Origin of the sequence: Caminibacter pacificus, from assembly GCF_003752135.1 — a bacterium.
Lineage (GTDB): Bacteria > Campylobacterota > Campylobacteria > Campylobacterales > Nautiliaceae > Caminibacter > Caminibacter pacificus.
Genome location: NZ_RJVK01000003.1, coordinates 1 through 22,870, shown reverse-complemented (window position 1 = coordinate 22,870; position 22,870 = coordinate 1). Strand labels below are relative to the sequence as shown.

At 31.6% G+C, this 22,870-nt stretch carries 23 protein-coding genes; 14 read left to right on the top strand and 9 right to left on the bottom strand.

Going from position 1 to position 22,870, the window contains the following annotated elements; all coding sequences use genetic code 11:
- The first annotated feature begins 24 nt into the window (after positions 1-24).
- Positions 25-1,077, top strand: coding sequence for an aminofutalosine synthase MqnE (mqnE, locus tag EDC58_RS06435; RefSeq protein WP_123352695.1), 1,053 nt, complete (start codon positions 25-27; stop codon positions 1,075-1,077).
- 5 nt (positions 1,078-1,082) lie between these two features.
- Here mqnE and EDC58_RS06430 read toward each other — a convergent pair whose 3' ends face one another.
- From EDC58_RS06430 to EDC58_RS06410, 5 genes are read right to left on the bottom strand one after another with little or no spacing between them, the layout of a single operon-like run.
- On the bottom strand, positions 1,083-1,445 hold the full coding sequence (locus tag EDC58_RS06430) for a response regulator (protein ID WP_123352694.1): 363 nt from the start codon (positions 1,443-1,445) through the stop codon (positions 1,083-1,085).
- Positions 1,435-4,542 (bottom strand): ATP-binding protein, encoded by a 3,108-nt coding sequence (locus EDC58_RS06425; RefSeq protein ID WP_123352693.1) that lies wholly within the window; start codon positions 4,540-4,542, stop codon positions 1,435-1,437. The genes EDC58_RS06430 and EDC58_RS06425 overlap by 11 nt, the downstream gene beginning before the upstream one ends.
- A complete protein-coding gene (locus EDC58_RS06420; RefSeq protein ID WP_123352692.1) occupies positions 4,539-4,979 on the bottom strand; it encodes an SEL1-like repeat protein in 441 nt (146 codons plus the stop codon). The genes EDC58_RS06425 and EDC58_RS06420 overlap by 4 nt, the downstream gene beginning before the upstream one ends.
- A 3-nt stretch (positions 4,980-4,982) precedes the next feature.
- On the bottom strand, positions 4,983-6,131 hold the full coding sequence (locus EDC58_RS06415; protein ID WP_123352691.1) for an Hpt domain-containing protein: 1,149 nt from the start codon (positions 6,129-6,131) through the stop codon (positions 4,983-4,985).
- A complete protein-coding gene (locus tag EDC58_RS06410) occupies positions 6,128-6,550 on the bottom strand; it encodes a PAS domain-containing protein (protein ID WP_123352690.1) in 423 nt (140 codons plus the stop codon). The genes EDC58_RS06415 and EDC58_RS06410 overlap by 4 nt, the downstream gene beginning before the upstream one ends.
- Before the next feature lie 95 nt (positions 6,551-6,645).
- Here EDC58_RS06410 and rplI point away from each other — a divergent pair, with 95 nt between their 5' ends.
- Genes rplI through EDC58_RS06350 form a run of 12 tightly spaced genes read left to right on the top strand, consistent with a single transcriptional unit; the run spans position 6,646 to position 18,156 of the window.
- A complete protein-coding gene (gene rplI / locus EDC58_RS06405) occupies positions 6,646-7,086 on the top strand; it encodes a 50S ribosomal protein L9 (RefSeq protein ID WP_123352689.1) in 441 nt (146 codons plus the stop codon).
- Positions 7,086-7,640, top strand: coding sequence for an ATP-dependent protease subunit HslV (hslV, locus tag EDC58_RS06400; RefSeq protein WP_123352688.1), 555 nt, complete (start codon positions 7,086-7,088; stop codon positions 7,638-7,640). The genes rplI and hslV overlap by 1 nt, the downstream gene beginning before the upstream one ends.
- A 1-nt stretch (position 7,641) precedes the next feature.
- Entirely contained in the window at positions 7,642-8,955 is a 1,314-nt protein-coding gene (gene hslU, locus EDC58_RS06395; RefSeq protein ID WP_123352687.1) for an HslU--HslV peptidase ATPase subunit, read from the top strand.
- Between the two features lie 12 nt (positions 8,956-8,967).
- Positions 8,968-9,900, top strand: a complete 933-nt coding sequence (era, locus tag EDC58_RS06390; RefSeq protein WP_235823190.1) for a GTPase Era — start codon at positions 8,968-8,970, stop codon at positions 9,898-9,900.
- Entirely contained in the window at positions 9,901-11,469 is a 1,569-nt protein-coding gene (locus EDC58_RS06385) for a hypothetical protein (protein ID WP_123352686.1), read from the top strand.
- Positions 11,466-12,092, top strand: coding sequence for a hypothetical protein (locus tag EDC58_RS06380; protein ID WP_123352685.1), 627 nt, complete (start codon positions 11,466-11,468; stop codon positions 12,090-12,092). Before EDC58_RS06385 ends, EDC58_RS06380 begins: the two co-directional genes overlap by 4 nt.
- On the top strand, positions 12,089-12,517 hold the full coding sequence (locus tag EDC58_RS06375; RefSeq protein ID WP_123352684.1) for a hypothetical protein: 429 nt from the start codon (positions 12,089-12,091) through the stop codon (positions 12,515-12,517). Before EDC58_RS06380 ends, EDC58_RS06375 begins: the two co-directional genes overlap by 4 nt.
- Complete coding sequence (locus EDC58_RS06370) at positions 12,514-13,920, top strand: type II secretion system protein GspD (protein WP_123352683.1); 1,407 nt, start codon at positions 12,514-12,516, stop codon at positions 13,918-13,920. Before EDC58_RS06375 ends, EDC58_RS06370 begins: the two co-directional genes overlap by 4 nt.
- Positions 13,898-14,635 carry an ATP-binding protein gene (locus EDC58_RS06365; RefSeq protein WP_123352682.1) on the top strand — a complete coding sequence of 246 codons (738 nt, stop codon included), beginning with the start codon at positions 13,898-13,900 and terminating at the stop codon, positions 14,633-14,635. Before EDC58_RS06370 ends, EDC58_RS06365 begins: the two co-directional genes overlap by 23 nt.
- Positions 14,628-15,380 (top strand): tetratricopeptide repeat protein, encoded by a 753-nt coding sequence (locus EDC58_RS06360; protein WP_123352681.1) that lies wholly within the window; start codon positions 14,628-14,630, stop codon positions 15,378-15,380. Before EDC58_RS06365 ends, EDC58_RS06360 begins: the two co-directional genes overlap by 8 nt.
- Positions 15,373-16,167 (top strand): HDOD domain-containing protein, encoded by a 795-nt coding sequence (locus EDC58_RS06355; protein WP_123352680.1) that lies wholly within the window; start codon positions 15,373-15,375, stop codon positions 16,165-16,167. The genes EDC58_RS06360 and EDC58_RS06355 overlap by 8 nt, the downstream gene beginning before the upstream one ends.
- A 9-nt stretch (positions 16,168-16,176) precedes the next feature.
- The gene (locus EDC58_RS06350) at positions 16,177-18,156 is read left to right on the top strand and encodes a ribonuclease R family protein (protein WP_123352679.1); all 1,980 of its coding nucleotides are present in this window, start codon (positions 16,177-16,179) and stop codon (positions 18,154-18,156) included.
- On the opposite strand, the gene EDC58_RS06345 is transcribed toward EDC58_RS06350, so the two are convergent.
- Positions 18,124-19,389, bottom strand: coding sequence for an OmpP1/FadL family transporter (locus EDC58_RS06345; protein WP_123352678.1), 1,266 nt, complete (start codon positions 19,387-19,389; stop codon positions 18,124-18,126). The two genes, EDC58_RS06350 and EDC58_RS06345, sit on opposite strands and share 33 nt — an antisense overlap.
- A gap of 47 nt (positions 19,390-19,436) precedes the next feature.
- Here EDC58_RS06345 and EDC58_RS06340 point away from each other — a divergent pair, with 47 nt between their 5' ends.
- Complete coding sequence (locus tag EDC58_RS06340; protein WP_123352677.1) at positions 19,437-20,354, top strand: hypothetical protein; 918 nt, start codon at positions 19,437-19,439, stop codon at positions 20,352-20,354.
- On the opposite strand, the gene EDC58_RS06335 is transcribed toward EDC58_RS06340, so the two are convergent.
- From EDC58_RS06335 to purU, 3 genes are all read right to left on the bottom strand, one after another.
- A complete protein-coding gene (locus tag EDC58_RS06335; protein ID WP_123352676.1) occupies positions 20,341-20,694 on the bottom strand; it encodes a nitrous oxide-stimulated promoter family protein in 354 nt (117 codons plus the stop codon). The genes EDC58_RS06340 and EDC58_RS06335 overlap by 14 nt on opposite strands.
- A gap of 62 nt (positions 20,695-20,756) precedes the next feature.
- Positions 20,757-21,227: a tRNA (cytidine(34)-2'-O)-methyltransferase gene (locus EDC58_RS06330; protein ID WP_123352675.1), complete on the bottom strand. Its 471-nt coding sequence runs from the start codon at positions 21,225-21,227 to the stop codon at positions 20,757-20,759.
- 356 nt (positions 21,228-21,583) lie between these two features.
- Positions 21,584-22,411, bottom strand: coding sequence for a formyltetrahydrofolate deformylase (gene purU / locus EDC58_RS06320; protein WP_123352673.1), 828 nt, complete (start codon positions 22,409-22,411; stop codon positions 21,584-21,586).
- Positions 22,412-22,870 lie beyond the last annotated feature (459 nt).

Below are 22,870 nucleotides of genomic sequence, written 5' to 3'. Positions count from 1 at the left end.
CACATAATTTTTGAAGGGACGGATATGCAAAGAGTCGATTTTGATAAATTTACAATTGAAGATGGTCTTAAGCTTTATGAAAAAGATCTTTTTACTATAGGAAAAATAGCAAACGAAATAAGAGAAAAATATCACGGAAGAAAAACTTTTTTTAATATCAACCGTCATATAAATCCTTCTAATATCTGCAAAGACGTATGTAAATTTTGTGCTTTTTCGGCGCATAGAAAAAATCCGAATCCTTATACCCTTTCGATTGAAGAGTGTGTGGAGATTGCAAAAGAAGCGCATAAAAAAGGCGCTAAAGAAGTTCATGTAGTATCTGCTCATAATCCGGAAGTGGGGTATGATTATTATATGAATATCGTAAAAGAGATAAAAAAAGAGCTTCCCGATATTCATGTAAAGGCATTTACTGCGGCCGAGATAAATTTTTTTAGCGAGCTTAGCGGTAAAAGTTATGATGAGGTGCTTGATGATATGATTGAAGCCGGTGTGGATTCTATGCCGGGTGGTGGAGCTGAAATATTTGATGAAGAAGTTAGAAATAGAATTTGCAAAGGTAAAGTAAGTAGTGAAAATTGGTTGAAAATCCATGAGCTTTGGCATAAAAGAGGCAAAAAGAGTAACGCCACAATGCTTTTTGGACATATAGAAAATAGAGCACATAGAATCGACCATATGCTTAGATTAAGACGTCTTCAGGAAAAAACGGGAGGTTTTAATGCCTTTATTCCTCTTGTATATCAAACTAAAAACAATTATCTAAACGTTAGAGAGTTTTTAACAGGTGTGGAAATATTAAAAACAGTAGCGATTAGCAGGATTATTTTGGATAATATCCCGCATATTAAGGCTTATTGGCCGACTTTTACTCTTAATCTTGCACTTGTCGCTCAAGAATACGGTGCTGATGATATCGACGGAACTATACAAAAAGAATCAATACAATCATCTGCAGGTGCCGCTTCTAAAAACGGGCTTGATATGGAAGAGTTGATTTTTCAGATTAAAGATGCCGGATTTATACCGGTTGAGAGAGATAGTTTGTATAACGAATTGAAAGTGTATAAATAGCAAGCTTATTTAATATAGCTTGCTATTTTATCGGGAAGTTCTATAGGACTGATAGGTTTTATTAGTACTTCTTGAGCTCCTGCCAGTCTTGCGTCTTCTTTTTTTTCATCATCAGTTGTTAATACAATAATAGGAATATTTACACACTCAGGTTTTTCGTTTTTTAGAGCTTGCATAAATTGAATTCCGTCCATTACCGGCATTTTTAAATCAAGAAGTACCAAAGAAACTTCCGGAGTGATTTTAGATAAAGCTTCCACTCCGTTTTCCGCTTCTATTACTTCGTAACCGATTTTTTTAAGCGTTACGCTTAAAAGTTTACGATTAATAGCGTCATCATCAACTATTAATATTTTCTTATTCTGCATTGCTTAACCTTTTTATAGTTGATTTAATATTTTCTGGATTTAAGTCCGAAATTATATCATCTGCAAACTCATTTTCAGTCTCTCCGATGATAATTATTTTAACATTAGGAACTTCCGCTTTTACGATTTTTAATAGATTGTTTAAATCGGCATTGTTAAAATCTTCTTCAATTAAAAGAATATTTTTAGCATTAGGGTCTAATTTTGTCGTTAATTGTTTAACGTTTGAAGCAGTTTCAAAGTCAAAATCTAGTACGTTTTTAAAATAACTTGCTAAAAACGGACTTTCCGTTGCTACGATAATTTTTTCTTTTGTCGGTGCTGTAGTTTGAAGATTAACTGTTGGTTCAACTTTAATTTCTTCAATTTCTTCTTGAGTTTCTACCGTTTGTTCGTTTTCAGGTGATTCGAACGAATAGTTATGTTGTTGGATTTTTTCAAGTACTCTTTGAAGTTCTTTTTTCTCAATAGGTTTTGAAATGTAATCGTCCATTCCGGCACCTAGGAATCTTTCTCTATCACCTTTTAACACGTTAGCTGTTACTGCGATAATAGGAGTGTGAGGGATTCCTTCTTCTTTTTCAAATTCCAAAATTTCTTGAGTGGCTTCAACTCCGTCCATTACAGGCATTTGGACGTCCATGAAAATAACGTCATATTTTTCAGGATTCATTGAGTATTTATTAAACGCAATAAGTCCGTTTTCAGCCGTATCAGTTTGTATACCCATTGATTTTAGAGTTGTTTGTAGTAATTTTAAGTTAATAGGGTTATCTTCTGCGATTAAAGCTCTTAATTTATATAGAGGTTTTTCTGTCGCTTTTGTTGTTGTTTTAGTTGTTTTAACAAATTTTTCTTCCGCGACGTCTCTTAGGAATTTGAATGTTTTTGAAGGTACGTTCGGATCGTAAACGTCAAATTGAGGTTTAATAGTGTTGATAAATTCTTTTTGCGAATATGAAGAAATAGTAATTATAGGTAAACCGATATTTATTAATTTTTCAATTTCTTCTTTATCAGATTCTTCTACGAAAACGATAATACCGTTTATTTTTTCGTTATCCATGATTTTTCTAAGTTCTGGTGCATTATTAAATCCGATTTTAGCGGCACCGAAGTAATTTAGATATTCGAGTGAATAATCTTTTCTTAGTGTGTCTTTATATGTATTTAAAATAGCGAAAGTAAGATTGCTAAATGTATTTCTTTTGTATCTAGGGTCTTTATCTACTATAGGTAACTCTAAAGTAAAGAAGAATTTACTTCCTTTATTTATTTCACTCTCAACATCGATTTTTCCACCCATCATTTCAATATAATTTTTTACGATTGTAAGTCCAAGACCCGTACCGCCGTATTTTCTTGTAACGGATTCGTCTGCTTGAGCAAATGCTTCGAATATTTTTTCTTTTTGTTCTTCACTTAGTCCTATACCGCTGTCTTTTACTTCGAAATAGATTTTCGCTTTATCGTTTACAATATCTTGAAGTTTAATTTTTACACTAATTAATCCTTCCGGATGTGTAAATTTAACCGCGTTACTAATTAAGTTTTGTAATATTTCTTTTATTTTTAAAATGTCGCCTTTTAAAGTTTTAGGAATATTAGGTGATATTTCTGCGACATATTGAATATTTTTTTGTGCACAAGGAGTTGAGAAAAGCTCAAGTGTGTTTTCAAATTCGTCGATAGCTTTAAAATCGATTTCTTCAAGAGTAACTTTGTTACTTTCGATTTTTGAAACGTCAAGAATATTATTAACGATTTGAAGTAGGTTTTTCGCACTTTGTTCGATTGTGTTTACGTAATCTTCTTGTTCTGGACTTAAAGAAGTAGTTCTTAACATTTCAAGGAAACCTAAAATTCCGTTAAGAGGTGTTCTGATTTCGTGTGACATATTTGCAAGGAATAGGGATTTCGCTTTTGTCGCTTCTTCGGCTTTTTTAATCGATTCTTGCGTAATTTTGATTGCATTTTCAACCGTTTCGACCGCTTTGTGAAGACCTTGGGCGGAACCGACGTCGATTTTTGTAGTTTCACCTGTGATAGGCGATAATGAAGTAAGTAGTTCTGAAAGTTCTTGAATGTGAGCTTTGATAAGTTTTTGAATATAAAGACCAATGATAAAAATCAATACGCCAAGTAAGAAAATAGCAAGGTTTATAATCAAGTTTTTAGTTGCGTTTGTTGTAATTTGATTAAGTTGTTGGTTTACTAATGTATTCAAGTCGGCAATAGTTTTTTGGAAATAGTTAATTCTTTTTGTAAATAAGTTAAAGTAGTCTATAGAGTCTATCGGATAACCGTTAAAGTTATCTGTTAAATAATATTCGTTATTTGCTTGTTGTAAATAGAAAATAATTGTTTGAATATCTTTTTCAGTCTTTTTGAAATTTTTAGAGTTATACATTGCCTGGTCTTTTTCGCTTAAAAGCTTAATAGGCAATATATTTTTTGAATGATAATAATTTAAAAATACTTTTTTATAAATATCTTCCGACATCGGAATATCGGCGGTAATGTAGTATGAACCTACACCCCTTACAATACCGGAATATGCAATAATTTTTTCAAACGGGAATTTGATTTCATAAGTTTTTTTAATTTCTTCAGGGAAGTGTTTAAAAATTTTAGCTTGCGTATCAAGAATTAATTTTTCAAGTACCGTATAATAATTAAAGAAATATTTTTTAATATAGTTTTCTTTAAAAGAATCTATTTTTTTTCTAACAATTGGTAATCTGTTTGTCATATTCAAAATAGGTTGAACGATATTATAAAAATCAGGATTTTCATTAATAAATTTTTTCATCTCTTCAATTGATTGAGAGAAAAGCATTCTTTTTTGTTTAATTAATTTTTTAGAATTAGGATATTGTCCTTTTGATACGGAATAAATAGAACTAACACCCCTCTCTTGTCCTAAGTAAACGAGCATTTTTTCTAATCTTTCAGCTAATTGCAAATATTTAATCGATTCTTGAACTTTTTGATACTTAGTGAAGTTTTGATACAAAAAGTACCCACTAATAAGCATCAGAATTAATGTCGGTACGAAAATGGCAAGGCTAATTAGCCTTAGTAATGAACCTTTCATTTTATCTCCTTAAGTGTTTGTTGGTCTATATCACTACAATAGTTTGCTATTTCACTATGAGAAAGAGCATATTTTAGATGCTCTTTTGCAAGTTCGGGCTTTCCTTCTCTAATATAAAGTCTTGCAATACAACAATGAACTCTTTTATTTCCGAGTTTTAAAGCACGTAAAAAATATTTTTCTGCTAATTTGTAATTTTTTTTGACTCCCCATCCGTTACAATACATTCTTCCGAGTAAATAATAAACTTGAGAAGAGTCTTTGTTTTTTAATTGTTTAATTAGTTCAAAAGCTTTTTTAAAATGTCTTTGAGCCGCTTTAGGATTGGTTTTTTCGAGTTTTACTCCTTTGTTGAACTCCATAAATGCTTGAGTAAAAGTAAAATCAAACGCATTTAACATTATGAGTATCGATAAAAACAAAACGATTTTTTTCATTCATTAACCTTTTAAGATGTTTTTTAAATCATCAATAGAGTCAATTTTTTGATTGAGTAATTTTTCAATGTATTTTTTGTCTTTTTTGAATTTTTTTTCATTTTGTGTTTCTAAATAATCTTGAACCGTTTTCATAATAATTTCTCTTATCTCCGGAGAAATATTAACTTTTGGTCTATCGTTGATTTTGTCAAAAAATTCGTAAAATTTATTAACTAATTCTTTTAACGTATCAATTGCCGCTTTTTGTTTTGATTTTTCGTCTATTACTTTTAAAATATAAGCGAGTTTTGAAAGTCTTAGATTTAAAGCGGCACCTTTTAGTTTGTGTGCGACTTTATGTAATTCTTCATAATTTTTCTCGTTTAGAGCTTTTTGGAAATTTTCTTTTTCGTTTTCAATTTGTTTATATAAATCTACTAAAAGCTCTTTTGTCATATTTTCATCTATTCCGAGTTCTTTGGCTGCTTGTTTAACTTCTTCTTCTATTAATTTTTTAGCCTCTTCTTTAGGTAGGTTTAAGATTTCTTGAACTTCTGAAAGTTCGTCTTCAAAAGAAATAGAGATAGTTACGGGTTCTTGAATTTCTTCTTTTGGTGGTAATATTTCAGAAGATTCTGGTACCGGAATCGTTTCTTTTGTTTGAGAAACAATACTTTCAAGTTCGGAAATTGTTTCTTCTTGCGGTTTAATATCAGGTTTAATGTTGAATAATTCTTCTTCAAGTTCAATTTTTGGAGAAGTTTCTTGATTTTGGTCTATTTCTTCAATAATCGGTATTTCTTCTTTTTGTAAATCAGGTGTAATAGGTACGTATTCGTCTAAATTTATTTGAGGGGTTTCTATTTCTATAGGTTTGATTGTTTCTAATTCTTCAGAAGTCTGAATAAGAGGTTCTTCAGAAGTTTTTTCTACTTCAGCTTCATTTGATGGGATTATCTCGTATAATGATAAATCCTCAAGTGTAATCAAGTCCACTTTTATTACTTTTATATTTTTATTGTTTATTGAAATTTGTTTATTTTGTAAAGCTGCTATTTCTAGCTCAATTTTATTAATTGTTTCGGAAAGGTTGTGTAAGTCGATATTCAGAAAGTTTAATAAAGATTTGTCGATACCGACAATTTGATTATTTTGCATTACCAAAATCATGATGTTTCCTTCTCTTTTAATTCTTTATAAATTTGAGAATATTTCTTTTTGTCTTCATCCGATACCGATTTGTTCATACTTATATAGCCGATTTTTTTGCCGTTTTCATCGTAAATCGGCTCTATAAATACTTCCACCCAATAGTATCTACCGTCTTTTCTGAGATTTTTTATAAAACCTCTGTAATGTTGATTTTTCTCTATCGTATCCCATAATTCTTTGAAAATTGTTTTTGGCATGTCAGGGTGCCTGAGAATATTGTGGGGTTTATTGATTAGCTCCTCTTTTGAGTAGCCAGAGAGTTTGCAAAATGCCGAATTTACAAAAGTTATATTACCTTTTAAATCGGTTTTTGAAATTACGGGACGATTCGAAATACCAACATCGTCAAATTTTACTTCTTGGTCGATTATTTTCATAATTACCCCTTTCCCTCTTTTGCAATTTTAACCAATTTTGAGTAAAATTCAATAATGATTAATAAAAAATTAAATATAAATTAAAAAGGGTGAGTATGAAAGTAATACTTTTAAGCGACGTTAAAGGCTTAGGAAAAGCAGGAGACATTAAAGAAGTTAAAGACGGATATGCAAGAAATTTTCTTTTACCAAGAAAATTAGCTGTACTTGCAACTCCTGAAGCAATTAAAGAGTTCGAAGCTAAAAAAGCTGAAGAAGAAGCGAAATTAAAAGCCGAAATTGACAAAATTAATGCAATTAAAGAAAAACTTGAAAGTACGAAAGTAATTATCAAACACAGACTCGGTGCAAACGGGCAACTTATAGGTGCCGTAACAAATAAAGAAATTGCTGAAAAACTTAAAGAATTAGGTTTTGAAATCGAGAAAAAACAAGTTGAACATACATCTATTAAAGCACCTGGTGAATACGAAGTGGATATTAAATTCCCTCACGGAATTCATGCAAAACTTCCTGTGGTAGTTGAAGGCGAATAATGAGTAATATTCATTTGGAAGCCACCACGATACTCGGATATAAAAAAGACGGCGTTGCCGTTATCGGAGGAGACGGACAGGTAACTTTCGGTCATGCGGTTTTAAAAGGCAACGCGAAAAAAGTCAGAACTCTTTATAATGGAAAAGTTTTGGCTGGATTTGCCGGAAGTACGGCCGATGCTTTTATACTTTTCGATATGTTTGAAAACCACCTTCAAAACAGAAAAGGAGACCTTTTAAAAGCGGTAATCGATTTTGCGAAAGAGTGGAGAAAAGATAAATATTTAAGACGTCTTGAAGCTATGATGATCGTACTTAACACAAAACATATTTTTATATTATCCGGAAACGGGGATGTAGTGGAACCGGAAGACGGAAAACTTGCGGCAATAGGTAGCGGTGGGAATTTTGCAATTTCTGCGGCTCGCGCTCTTGATAGACATGCTAACCTTGATCCTGAAAAGCTTGTAAGAGAATCACTTCAAATTGCGGGTGAATTATGTATATACACAAATACCAATATTACTATTTTAAAATTAGAGGAGGATAAATAGTATGGAAATGACTCCAAAAGAGATTGTAAAGTATCTTGACGAATATGTCGTAGGCCAAAAAGACGCGAAAAAAACAATAGCCATCGCTCTTAGAAACAGATATAGAAGAATGCAACTTCCAAAAGAGTGGCAAGATGATATTTTGCCAAAAAATATATTAATGATAGGTCCGACAGGGGTTGGTAAAACGGAAATTGCCAGAAGAATGGCGAAAATGATGAAAGTACCGTTTGTAAAAGTGGAAGCAAGTAAATATACGGAAGTCGGATTTGTCGGACGTGATGTCGAAAGTATGATTAGAGACCTTGTAAATAACTCAATGAATTTAGTAAGAGCCGAACTTGAAGAAGCAAGTAAAGAAAAGATAGAAGAAAACGTTATTGACGAAATTACAAGAAAACTTCTACCGCCACTTCCAAAAAACGCTCCTGAAGAAAAACAGCAAGAATATAAAATCGCTTTTGAGAGAATGAAAGAAAAAGTAAAATCGGGAGCTATGGATAACGCTAAAATCGAAATAGAAATTGACGAAGATATGGATATGGGCGATGATTTGCCTCCTGAAATGGTAAAAGCTCAAGAAAGTATCGTAAAAATTATCGGAATTTTTAATAAAAGCAGCAAGAAAAAAGAAGTTACCGTTAAAGAAGCAAAAGAGCTTTTAAGAAAGCAGGCCGCTGAAAAGGTTATTAATAAAGACGAACTTAAAAAAGAGGCTCTAAAAAGAGCGGAAAACGGAATTATCTTTATAGATGAAATCGATAAAATCGCAGCAACGGGAAATACTCGCCAAGACCCGAGCAAAGAGGGTGTTCAAAGAGACTTGCTTCCGATAGTGGAAGGTTCTACCGTTAATACTAAATACGGATATGTAAATACAGACCATATTTTATTTATTGCAGCGGGTGCTTTTCACGTAAGTAAGCCGAGCGATTTGATTCCGGAACTTCAAGGTAGATTCCCTTTAAGAGTGGAACTTCAAAGTCTTGATGAAGAAGCGCTATATCAAATATTAACTCGCCCTAAACATTCATTAATTAAACAATATCAAAAGCTTCTTGAGGTTGAAGGAGTCGAGCTTGTATTTGATGAAGAGGCGTTAAGAGAGATAGCGAAATATGCTTATCTTGCAAACGAAAAAACGGAAGATATAGGAGCAAGACGTCTTCATACCGTTGTGGAAAAAGTGCTTGAAGATATTAACTTTAATGCTGATGAGTATAAAGGACAAACGTTTAAAATAACAAAAGATTACGTTCAAGAGAGACTTGAAGACATCGTAGAAAACGAAGAAATAGCGAAATATATTTTATAAAAGAGGAAAATTATGCAAGAGAATGGGAGAGAAGGAATAAAAATGGAAGAAAAAGAAGAAAGTAGGGGAATAAAAAGTGGATTTGTCGGGATTTTAGGAAAACCAAATGCCGGAAAATCCACACTTTTAAATTGGCTTTTGGGAGAAAAAATAGCACTTGTTTCTCCAAAAGCTAATGCAAGCAGAAAAAGGGTCAATGCAATTGTAATGCATGGAGACGATCAAATTATTTTACTTGATACTCCGGGACTTCACGAAAAAGAAAAACTTTTAAATAAGTTTATGTTAAAAGAAGCTTTAAAAGCTCTTGGGGATAGTGATTTAGTACTTTTCTTAGCCGATGTAAGAGATGATTTGGACGGATATAAGTGGTTTTTGGAACTTAATAAAAAAAAGATTCCGCATATCGTAGTATTAACTAAAACCGATCTTGTTAACCAAGAAGAAATAGAAAATAAAAAAAGAGCTTATGAAAAGTTGGGAGAAGCATTAGCCGTAGTACCGATTAGCGCGGTTGAAGGTAAAGGAAAAGACGAACTTCTTGATGAAATAGTAAAACATTTGCCGGAACACCCATATTATTATGATCCTGAAATAATCTCAACAGAACATATTAGGAATATTTACAAAGAGCTTATTAGGGAAGCTTTGTTTGAAAAGTTAGGTGACGAGTTACCATATGAAACAGACGTATTAATAGATAAAATCGAGGAATTTGACAATTTAGACAAAGTTTATGCTACAATTATAGTTGAACGACCTAGCCAAAAGGGAATGATAATAGGTAAAAAAGGTCGAAAGATAAAAGAAATCGGTATGTATGCCAGAAAACTTTTAGAACAATTTAGCGGTAAAAAGATTTATCTTGAACTTTATGTAAAAGTTGTCCCGGGTTGGAGCAAAAACAAAAAAATGCTCGAAGAATTAGGATATGAGGTAGAATAAATGAAAAAAAATGCACTTGACACTAAAAGAAAAAATTCAGGTTTTGGTTTATTTAAAAAGTATAATTACAATATCGATGAAGTTATCGGCGTAAAAGGTAATGAAAAATATATTTTGTATGTTGATAAAAAGCTTATAAGAATATATAGAGGTAATCTTGCTTCATCTCCTTTGCTTTGTTCATATGTTCCTGTAGAAAGTGCGATTTTTTTTAGTTTTTTACTTGAAAAAAGCGTACTTGAAAAAATTGATCTTGAAAGTTATATCGAGACCAAAGTTTATGAAGAAGCCGGGGTAGAAGAGACCGAAGAGTATATCATTAAATACAAACTTGTAGATAAATATCAAGATCCAAAATATGTTGTTGTCGAGACGGTTATTGTTCCTACTAGTTTAATCAATTCCCATTATAAAGATATTTTGGAACAAACGGGTTATATCGACTATCTTTCATTTCCTGCATTTGCGTATAAGGCGTTATATGCTGAAGAAATCTTAAAAAAAGCGAATGACGTTTTTGTTGTTTTATTGTATGATAAAATCTTTTTAACTTTTTATAGTGAAGGCGAACTTGTTTATATTGCTACTCTTAGTAGTGGTCTTGATAAGGTATATGAAGCTCTTCAATCACTTCAAATTAAAAACTTTGATATTGAATTATTTAAAAAATTATTACTAAAAAAAGGGCTCAATTTAGATAAATATGCCTCAAATGAACTTGCAGTATTGGAAATCATTAAAAAAGAATTTTCAAATATTAATAAACTAATTCACGAGCAATTGACAAAAATTTCGAGTGAATATGAAATTAGAGGTTTTGATAGGCTTTTTATTACGTCCGAATACGGAGAAATATTAGGTGCTAACGAGTATTTTAAAGAACATTCTGACTTGGAAGTTTATAACTTTGAATTTTATGAAAAATACAACCTTGACAGACTTCCTATTGATCCGTTTTTATTCTTAGGAATGCTTGAAACACATTATGCCTATAAATACGAAGACCAAACATATAACTTTTCTCCGTTTTTAAGAGAACCGACGTTTTTCTATAGACCTTCTGGTAAACTTTTCTTAATTACAGCAGGATTGATTTTGGTAATGGGTGCTTGGCCTATGTATGAATTTTTAAAAGGCTGGAATTTCGAGAGAAAAAACAATATCTTACAAACTGAAATAAATAAGCTTCAAGCAAATGTAAATTCATTACAAGTACAAGTAGCCAATCTGACTAAAAAAGAGAAAAAAATAAAAACCGAAATTAATAATTATCAAAAAGACATTGCGACTCTTAAAAAATTTATTGATGAAGTTTATAAATTTAAGTTTTCTTATATGCCTAAATCTCAAGAAATTGTAGATTTGACATATTATCTCGATAAATATCACGTATATCTAAAAAATATGAGTTATTCTAATGGAGAATATGTTTTAAGCGTATATGCATATAATAATTCAAATATACCTGACTTGATAAATGCATTAACACAAAACGGATACGATGTTTATGCAAAAGAGGTAGTTTTAAAAGACGGTAAATACAAATCTGAAATTAGGATTAAAGAATGAAAGCGTTAAAAAGTATTGATAATTATTTTTATACAAGAACTAAAAGAGAAGCTGTTTATGTTTATTTATTAATTGCAATTTTAATCGGTTTTGTAATTTTTTATTTTATTTATCCTAAAACACAAATGTATGCAAAAAAACAACATGATTTGTATAATGAGTTATTGACAAAAAAATCTTCACTCGAAACGACTCAAAGAGTTTTACTAGCAAGAGTTACTTTGTTAAATAAAAAGATAAAAGAACTAACAAGTCAATTGGAAGTTTTGAAAAAACAAAAAACTTTTTATACTGAACTCACTTCTCTTTTAAATTTTGCAAACTTTGATCAATATAAATGGGCTCAACTTGTAAAAGAGTCGGTGGATGCGGCCAAAAATGAAGGTATGAAAGTTGTAAAAATCAGTAATAACTTGTATGACGATCAAAACGCTACTAAAAAAACGGATTTTCTTGTAAAGAGGATGGATATGGATATCTATTTAAGAGGAGATTATAAAAACTTTATTTTCTATGTGTATAATTTTGAAAACCGAAAAGATTTAATTAAGGTTAGTGAAATCAACGTAACTTCACCGACAAAATATTATCTCAAAATCTCAATATATGGATTTGTAAAATGAAAAAGTTAGTATTATTTGCAACGGCAGTCCTATTATTCGCTCAAGTAAACGATCAATATTTGAATTATACGAATAAGTTAGTTAATTATCAAATAAAATTGAAAAATATCGAAAAGATAACGCCTCCTTTTGAGATTTATAGGAATGAAGTGGTTTATAAAAATAATAAAACCAAAAAAATCATCAGAAGAGTTATCAAAGTAGATTTAGTTTCTATATTTGATAATAAAGCTTATGTAGTTTTAAAAGAGTATTTAGGTTCTCAACTTGTTAGTGTAAAGAAAAAATGGGTTAAAGTCGGTGATAAAATTGATAAATGTGTAGTAAGTAATATTACAATCGATAAATTGGTTATCAGATGCAAAGATAGAAAAATTGTTAAAAGCTTAAATAAAAAAATCCCATTCTTTAAGGAATCAAAATGAAAAAGTTAGTGTTAGTTTTGTTTTTTGCAATCTCGTTGTTTGCAAATGATTGTAATAACAAACTGTTTAATTATGCGAACAGTATTAATCCAAGCGACAGATTAACAGTGAAAGAATTTTTAAATTTATTGGTGACGCAACAGTGCGGAATCAATATAGTTTATAAAGACAGAAAAGCTAAAATTGAATTAAGTAAAAAAATGCCTTTTGTAAGAATCAAAAACTATACTTTACCTCAAATTTTAGATTTAGTTCTTGCAAAAAGAGGGCTTTTTTACACTTTGAAAAATAATGAACTTGATATTAGTTATTATAAAACAAAAACATACAAACTTGATTTTATTTCGACTACGAGAGAAGGTGAAGCGCAATTAAATGCTACGGACAATACGGTAAAAAATACTTATAAGTTTGATTTTTGGGATAATCTTAAAGAAAAAATCACTTTAATTTTGAAAAATAATTCTGATACTTCGATTACATTAGCATCCGTAATAGGTAAAGGGGCTAAAAACACTAAAGCTAACGAAGGTTACTTTGAACCGATTGTAGATAAAGATAGCGGTATTATCGTAGTAACAGGTACAATGAAACAAATTAAAGCGGTTGATAACTTTATGAAAAACTTATACAAAGCTTTAACTAAAGAAGTGTTGATTGATGTTAGAATTTATAGTGTTGAGCTAAGTTCTTCTCATAAGACAGGTATTGATTGGAGTAAATTACAAATCGCACTTCCTGATAGTACGGTTCCTTTAAGAAGTAGATATATAGCAGGTAGTGCTTCATTGTTTAATAATGCAACTTTTAGTGCGAGTGCATTACTTAACTTTTTAGCGCAAAACGGAAACGTTAATTCTATTTCTAATCCTAAAATCGTAACGTTAAATAATCAAAAAGCTATTATTAGCGTTGGTGATACGATTTATTATAAATATGCTTCAAAAGTTGTTACGGATCAAAATGGAAACCCTTCAACAGAATATACTATTGATTCAAAATTCGTAGGTGTAGTATTAGATATTACTCCTCAAATTAGTGATAACGGTGAAATAATTTTAAGTATCGCACCAAGAATAAGTGCTTTTAGAGATGCAACTCAATTAACAAATACTGATAGAGGTATGCCGCCTGATACTAAAGACTCTACAATGCTTAGCATCGTAAAAATGAAAGACAATCAAACATTGGTACTTGGTGGGTTAATTACTAATGATAAAACTTTAAAAGTAAACGGAGTACCTATTTTGAAAGAAATTCCATTACTAAAATACTTTTTCTCATCAAGAGAACAAATTACATCAAAAAAAGAATTGGTATTTGTTATTACTCCACATATTATAGATTTAAAAAAGAAAAAAACATTAAGGGATTTGGGATTTGAGCAAGTTCGCGGACGCTAGGGAGCTGTTTAGAGATGTAGTTGATTTGAGGAATTATATTCCTCTTAAAACTTCTGAAAAAACGAAACAAGATTTAATAAATGCGATTAAACAAAAAGAGAAGATGATTCTTCTCACCGGTGCTGCCGGTAGTGGTAAAAGTTTGATTTTAAAAAGCGTATATGAAGAATTAAAACAAAATACAGATGTCTTTTATATTAATAATCCTTATTTGGAAATTGACTCGGTGCTTGAACTTATAAAAACTCTAGGCCTTGAAACTCATCATATTTTATTACTTGACGAAGCTCAACTTCTTACTCCTGAAACATGGGAAAATCTTAGAATTTACGCTGATAAGGGTAATATTACTATAGTGTTTGCCACTCATGATACGGATGTTAATAAGCTTCTTCAAAAAAAACACTTCAAAACGAGAATTAACTATATTATTCCTGTGAAAAATGTTTCTTTTTCTGAAATGGAAAACTTTATTTATTCTAAACTTTTGAAAAATAACTTCAACGATACAGCTGAAATGTTAACTAAAAAAAATTTTAAAAAAATTTATAAATATACAAGAGGTTCATTAAGAGCAACGAATCAGTTGATGTTTAAACTTTTTGACGTTGTGGATTATTTTTATGAAAAAGAGCCTAGTAGGTTTTCAAAAAACAAAATAGATAATAAATATATAGAAATTGCTATAATGGACTTAAAGGCTATCGATGCATAGATATGAAGAATTAGAAAAGCTTTATTATAAAAAAAAACGAAATCAAATTATTGTAATAATTTTATTAGCTCTATTTTTTGTTTTAGTTTATAAATTAATAGAATATGCAAATATTCAGACTGGTTTAAAAACTCAAAAAATAGTAGAAAATAATATAACTAAAGAAAAACTTGCGAAAACTTCACCAAAAAATAATGATAATACAACACACAATAATTCTATAAAAGTTTCTAACCAAGAAAATAGTTCTAAAACAGAGAAAAAAGAAAAAAAAGTAGCTAAACTTGAATTTATATTGCCAAATATTGCCGAAGTAAAAACTCCGGTAGAATCAAAAAAAATCACTAAAAATCCAGAACCAAAAACTGTAACAAAACCGACACCTAAACCTAAAAAAGTTGAAAAAGAAATAACTAAGCAAACTCTTCCATCAAAACTTAATTTACAAGTAGAAAAAGTAGATTTACAACAACTTATCGCTTCTTTTAATCAAAATCCGAATTATGATTTGGCTATAACAATTTCTAAAGAGTTTTTTAAAAGAGGTAATTTAAAAGAAGCTCAAAAATGGGCTTTAAAAGCAAATACAATGGAACCTGAAAGGGTTGAAAGTTGGCTCCAATTTGCCGATATACTTTTGAAACAAGGGAAAAAAGATAAAGCCATTCAAATCTTAAGAGTTTATATTGACTCTTATGGTGAGAATGATGAAATCAACCGAAAGTTAAGGAGCCTAAATGAATGAAAAAATTTTAACCCAAATCAAATCACTTCCACCTCTTCCTGATAGCGTAGTTAAAATTCAAGAAATTACCAGTAATCCTGATGCCGGAGTTAAAGATTTAGTTCCGATAATTGAAAAAGACCCTATGTTAAAAGCAGATTTGTTAAAGGCTGCCAATTCTCCACTTTATGGATTTGCAAGACAAATCAAAACGGTAGATAGAGCCGTAGCGCTTTTTGGGATGACTACAGTAAAAGGTTTCGTAATTTCTTTTGCGATAAGAAATACTCTTAAATTCGATTTGAGTGCTTATGGGATAAGTGAAGACCAATTTCAAGATGTTGCGTTAAAAAGAAACGCACTTGCATTTAATTGGTATAGATTAAATAAGCAAAAACTTGATATAATTGCAACCGATGCTTTTTTGATTGATATCGGGGCGGTGATCATTTCCTTGATACTTATTACTGAAAACAGACACAATGAATTCAGAAACAAACTAACTCCTCAAAACAGATATGCACTCGAAAAAGAATACGTAGGTGCGACTACACCGGAAATTACCGCGGAACTATTCAAACGCTGGCATTTCGGACAAGATTTAATTATACCAATACAATATATCGATAATCCGGAAAATGCGCCTGAATATAACGAGTGTGCGGCAAGTTTGGATGTTTTAAGAACGACATACGACTTGTTAGACCCTAATAACGAGGAGAATTTAAATAAAGCTTTTGAAAAAATTGAAAAATATAACTTAGATATAAATCAATTCAAAGAGGCATTGGAAAAAATTAGTAACTAAGGGTATTTTATGAAAGAATTTGCTTATAAGCTTGTTAAAGGGATAGATAGAAAAGATATCCCAAGAGACAAGCGTGATATTATAAACGATTTGATTGCGCTTGGAATTGTTACAAGCGGGAAAATCATTCAACTTAAATCGAAATATAGAATCGGAAAAGTTGATGTAACAAAAAAGGGATTCGGATTTTTAATTCCTATTGGTGTTAAAGAAAAAGACTACCTAATCGAAGCTCATCATCTAAACGGAGCGAGCAAAGGGGATTTGGTAGTAGCCGAGAGATTATTTAACAAAAAAGGAAGACCAAAAGCGAAAGTCGTATATATTTTAGAAAAGGCTTTTGCTTATACGGTGGCGTATTTGACGTATGAATTCAAAAACGGCAAAAAACAGCCGGTATTAAAAAATATTAAAACGGATATGCCGATTTTCGTTAGCGAAAAGAAAAAAACATTAAAAAAACTTCCTGACGGAGCTGTATTTAAGGTCAATAATTATACGGCGAAAATCGAGGAAGTTTTGGGTGTATTGCAAGACCCATGGGTAGATGAAAAAATTTCTCTTGCTTTGTATAACAAAAAAGAGGAATTTAGTAAAAAAGCTATTAAAGAGGCAAGAGCATACGGCGATTATGTAGATAAGTCGATGTATCCGGATAGAATGGATTTGACCGATTTGCCGTTTTGTACAATCGACCCTCCGACTGCAAAAGACCATGACGACGCAATTTATTTCGATAAAGAAAAAAACGAGCTTTATGTAGCTATAGCGGATGTTAGCGAATATGTTTATCTAAACGGAAACATCGATAGAGAAGCGAAAGAGAGAGGGTTTAGTATCTACTTTCCTCACAAAGCCATACCGATGCTTCCAAGAGAGCTTAGCGAAAACATTTGTTCTTTAAAAGAGCACGAAGACAGACTTGCGTTTGTTTTTAAAATTACTCTTAATGAAAAAAACGAAGTGGTAAAAGAGGAGCTTTTCGAAGCTATTATAAACTCTCATAGAAAATATTCGTATGACAGAGTGGATGAGTTTTTGGACGGAAAGTTTGAAAATATCGACGATACCGATAAAGAGATACTTGAATGGTTGATGCCGCTATGGGATAGAGTTAAAAATATAAGAGCTCAAAGGCTAAAAACAGGTCTTGAATTTGAGAGTGACGAAATTAAAATGACTCTTGATGAAAACGGGATGATTAAAGACGTTACTCTTGAAAAAGAGACGCCGTCTCATAAGCTGATAGAAGATTGTATGCTTCTTGCAAATAAAGCGGCGGCTAAGATGATTGATTTCGGTATTTTCAGAGTACATGACAAACCGTCACAAACATCGCTTGACGAACTATATAGTGAGCTTGGGGCACTCGGAATTGATGTTGATGTCGATGAAAAAGATTTTACGAAAGTTGTTGAGGGTATTCAATCTCAAGCAAAAGAGATGGGTATAAAAAAATTCGTCGATAAACTTATTATCCGTTCTCAACAACAAGCAAGATACGATGCAACAAATACGGGGCATTTCGCTTTGGGATTTGAGAGATATACACATTTCACTTCACCTATTAGAAGATATTCGGATCTTACGCTTCATAGAATTTTAAAAGCGACTATTAAAGGTGAGAAGAAGATTCTTGATTATATTTTAAGAAATGTCGAAGCTCTTGTGGTGAAATTAAGCGAGCTTGAGAGAGAAGCTATGAAAGTCGAGTGGGATTTTTATGACAGAAAATATGCAAGATATGCAGATTTACACATCGGAGATGTTTATAAAGGTATAATCGAAGACACCGAAATTCCGCCTATTGCTAAAATTCTTGAAGATAAATTATTAGGAGCGAGAGTATTTCTTAAAGATAAACAAAAATTTAATCTTTTTGAAAAGGTGGATATTGAAATCGTAAAAGCAAATATTGCAACTGCAAAAATAAAAGGTAAAGTAAAAAAAGAGGAATCAGAAAGTATAATCGAATCCGGCGGCGAATAATACCGCTCCTCCCTCTTTAAATTCCCCGTTTGTATATGTTTTCGTAATCGGGTCGTATACGCTTGCTCTTCTTGTTTTTTGTTTTGTATAAAGAGCTGAAATTCCTACACTCATTCTATCGTCAAGTTTATATTTTATACCTCCTGAAAAGATATGTTTATCGCTATCCGGCAGACTGAAATCTATTGTAGAGTTAGGCACTGGAGATTCGTCATAAGCATATCCTAACATTGCTGTTAGTTTTTCGCTGCATTGGTGTGTTATACCGAATCTGTAAGTATTGGAATCTTTCCAGTCTTTCGGTTTTGGAGTACCGAATATTGCATTAACGGCAGGGTCTTTAAAATCGAAGTCTAATTTTTTATAACTATGCCAATATGTTCTGTCAAATACGAATTCAAGTGTTGTTTTTCCGAATTTTTTAGCTATAGCTAAATTTAAAACAGCCGGTAAAGGTACCGTTACTTTCCCCGGAGTGTTAAAAGCTACTACTTTTGCAGCATCCGCCGGATTTCCCGTGATTAGATACAGATTATAAAATCCGCTTGCATCACCGCTAAGTGAAAGATTTATTTTCGAGCGGTAAGTCGCCGCAAGTCTTAATGTTTGGTCGTCGCTTCTAAAAGCAACTGCCGCGTTCCATCCTTTATCGAAACTGTCTCCGTTTAGATATTCCGAATATAAAGGTGTGTATGTTCCGTCTCCGTTTGATTTAAGCCCCAAAACATTTGCGATACCTTCGCTTTTTACGAATCTGATACCGAATGCAACACCAATGTTTTCATTTACTTTTTTTGCAATTACGGGGTTTAGTTCGATAGTTTTAAGAGTAAATTCTTTTGCTCCTGCTTCAGGTATCGTATCGTCCCATCTTTTTGAAAGACCTGCCGGGTATGTTACCGAAAATCCGAATCTCCAACCGTTATGGTCTTTTGAAGTGAAATGAAACTGAGGTACGATGAAATCTTCTTTTCTTGAATAATATACTTCTCCGTTATCGTTTTGAAATTTGACCTTATTAAGATGAATCATTGTAGTTAATAATTCAAAACTATTTTTGTCTTCATTAAACACCATATTCGCAGGGTTATAATAAGCGCTATCGGCTCCGCTTGCATTCGCTACGTTTGCGGCACTAAGAGCTATACCTTTTAGAGATTGCTCTGGTATTCTATATCCGCTTGCAAAAAGAGTTGCAACTAAAACAGATGAAAGTAGTAAAGTTTTTTTCATATATCCTCCTTTTTCCTAATATTGTATAATTTTACAAAAAGTTTGCTATGTATAAAAAAGATTTTGATAAATTGGCACAATATCCGCACTTTTTGTTGTTTTACGGTAACGAGTTTTATCTGCAAGAGTACGAAAAAATAATTCAAGAAAAATTCAAAAACGCAAATATTTTGAAGATGTATTATGACGAGTATGATTTTGAGATAGCAAAAACTCACCTAAACGAAACCTCTTTATTCGGAGGAGAGAGCGTTTTGATAATAAAACACAATAAAATTCCTCCGAATATAGATAAATTAAAAAAATATACGAAAAACTCTTATCTTTTCTTTTTTTATTACGGCAATAAAAGACCGGAAGTTTTCGGCAAAAATTTCGTTAGATTTTTCGAGCCTAATTTAAGAGATAAAGTCGAATTAATAAATAAAATCGCAAATGAAAAAAAAGTAAATATAACCCAAGAAGCAAAACTTTTTTTAGCAAAATCGATAGAGCCGTCTTTTTTGAGAAGCGAGATAGAAAAATTATCGTTATATAGTGATAATATTGACGTTGACGTAGTAAAAGAGCTTGTTTTTATTTATAAAGAGGAGTCTTTTGAGGATTTGATAGTATCGATTTTAAGAGGTGAAGATTTTTTTGAAAAACTAAACACCATGCTCGAAATTGTGGATTTTAAAAGAATAATTCCTGCGACTATCAGATATGTCAGAGATTTGTATTCGTATAATTTATATATCAAAAAAACCGGTCTTTCGTCTCTTGAAGGTTTTTTGGGGTATAAGCTTCCTTTTGATATTGAAAAACAAAGAGTGGATTTGGCTGTAAGACTTAAAGAAAAAGATTATTACGAACTTTTAAAACATCTGTTAAATTTCGAACTTCAAATGAGAAATAGTGAAAAAAACAAAGAAGCCATATTTTGGGAAGCGATGAGTTATCTCAAAACTTTTAAGAGCTTTTAAAAATTTTTTTTATTCTTTTTGCGGCTTTGGTAAGTCCTAATTTCATCCCCGAATATCTCATCATTTTAGCCATTTGTTTGTATTTTGATTTTTCATAACACGGCTCGTCGCAATTTCTACATCTCGGTTTCGGGTCGTGAGGGCATTCTTGAAGTCTTAAAATCGAATATTTAAGCATCTCATGACAATCTTCACAAAGTGATATCGTTTTTGTAATTTTTATATCTTTATAGGGAATGATATACTCTTTTTCGTATTGATTTTGATGTTTATCGTGGCAGTATATTTGGAAAAATTTAGTTAGAGTTTCTATTTCGCTTTTGAATTTATCAGTCGTCATTTTTTTCCTTTAAGAGAATAGGAGAGGGGACGAAAAAATTATAGCTTTAAAAAATTTCTCTTTCATTGACTAAAATCAATAAATTCATCAAAATTTTGTCTTATCGCTTCATAAAGCACAATTCCCACGCTTACGGCTAAATTTAAACTTCTTCCCTCTCGTGTCATAGGTATTGTAATACAATTTTCTTTATGTTCGTTTAAGACTTTTTCGTCGATTCCCTTTGTTTCGCTTCCGAATATCAGATAATCTCCGGGTTTAAATTTTTTTTGAAAATAGGGAGTTTTCGTTTTTGTAGTGGCAAAAAAACATCTACTCGTATCTACGTTTTTCAAAAACTCATCAACACTCTCCCATACTTTCAAATCAAGCTTATCCCAATAATCAAGCCCCGCTCTTTTTACAGCTTTTTCACTAATATCAAAGCCTATGGGCTTTACGATATGAAGTTTTGCTCCGGCATTTACGCAAAGTCTTCCGATATTTCCGGTATTTGGTGGAATTTGAGGATTAAATAGTACGACATTAAACACTTTTTTGCCTTTTTATCAGATGTTCGAAAATTTTAGCTACCGCCTTTGGTTTTTTAAAAAAAATCTCTCTTAATCTTTCTTTGATTATTTGAGATTTTATCTCCTCTTTTTTCATTTCGTCCTCTTTTTAATTTATTTTTTTACAAATTCACTATTTCACTAATCCACTATATAAAAAATTAACCACCCTCAACAAGAGAGCAAATTTCGACCATTACAAAAAAGCTAAAAAGCCCGGACCGCTGCGCGCTTGTGTGCTTTTTTTAACGCTTTTTTCCATTAAAATTTGCAATTATTTCGGGTTGTTTAATTTTTAAAATAACTCCTACAATTTTACAAACTCATAATTTCACTACTTATAATATTATCGTCTTATTTGCATAGACAAATATCCTATCTTCAATAGCAAGCTTAATCGCGCGGCTGAGCACTATTTTTTCGATATCACGTCCTTGAAGTCTCATCTCTTCCCAGCTCATTTCGTGGTCGACTCTGATTACGTCTTGTTCGATTATCGGTCCGTCGTCGAGGTTGTTGTTTACGAAGTGGGCCGTTGCTCCTATGATTTTTACGCCTCTATCATACGCCTGTTTGTAAGGGTTTGCTCCGATGAATGCCGGAAGAAACGAATGGTGTATGTTTATTATTTTATTCGGGAACTCTTCTACGAAATTAGGTGTCAATATTCTCATAAATTTTGCCAAAATTATAAAATCGGGATTTGTAGGTTTTATGATTTCAAGCATTTCGTTTTCGTGTTCTACGCGGCTTTTGCCCTCAGCCGGAATGTAATAAAAAGGAATATCGAATTTTTCCACTAAATCTCTTAGATTTTCTCTATTTGCGATAACTCCTATAATCTCTACGTCCAAATCGCCACTATATTGTTTAATAAGAATATCTCCAAGAGCGTGAGCTTCTTTTGTAGCCATTAAAAAGAGTCTTTTTTTGCGCTTTTTGAAAATTCTAATATTCGCACAAGGCACTTCTTTTAAAATCTGCTCTTTTAATTTTTCTTTATCAACCTCTCCGGCAATTACGGCGCGGAAAAAGAATTTGTTGTTTTCTTTATCAACGAATTCCTGTTGAGTTTCTATATTGAAGTCGTTTTCGTATAAAACCTTGCTGATTTTATATACAAGCCCTTTTTTGTCATCACAATCGATTAAAAGAGTATATTTCATTTTAGGCCTTTTTATGAGAATTTTATCAAAAACGAAGGAAAAGAAGAAAAAAACTTTGAAGAGGAACAAATAAGATATGAAAAGTTGAAGAAGGAATTGGTGCAATACTTGGTCATCCCGGTGGGTTTCTAATTTATCTCCTACCAAGTAAGGTAGGAAATTGTAACAAGGTATCTCTACGAGAACGTGGAAATGGATTACTTGTCGTTTCCAATTAACCTTCTACCTAAAAAGGTAGAAAATTAGAAAATATTATGAGTATATCGATGACTACAGAGATGGAAGAGATGTCTCTAATTAACCTTCTACCCAAGAAGGTAGAAAATTTGAAAAATTAACAAAACAAGCAAAATATCGTTAAGTTTCCAATTAACCTTCTACCCAAGAAGGTAGAAAATTCTTGATAATTCTATAACGATAAACCTGTCTATATTTTATTTAGTCTCCAATTAACCTTCT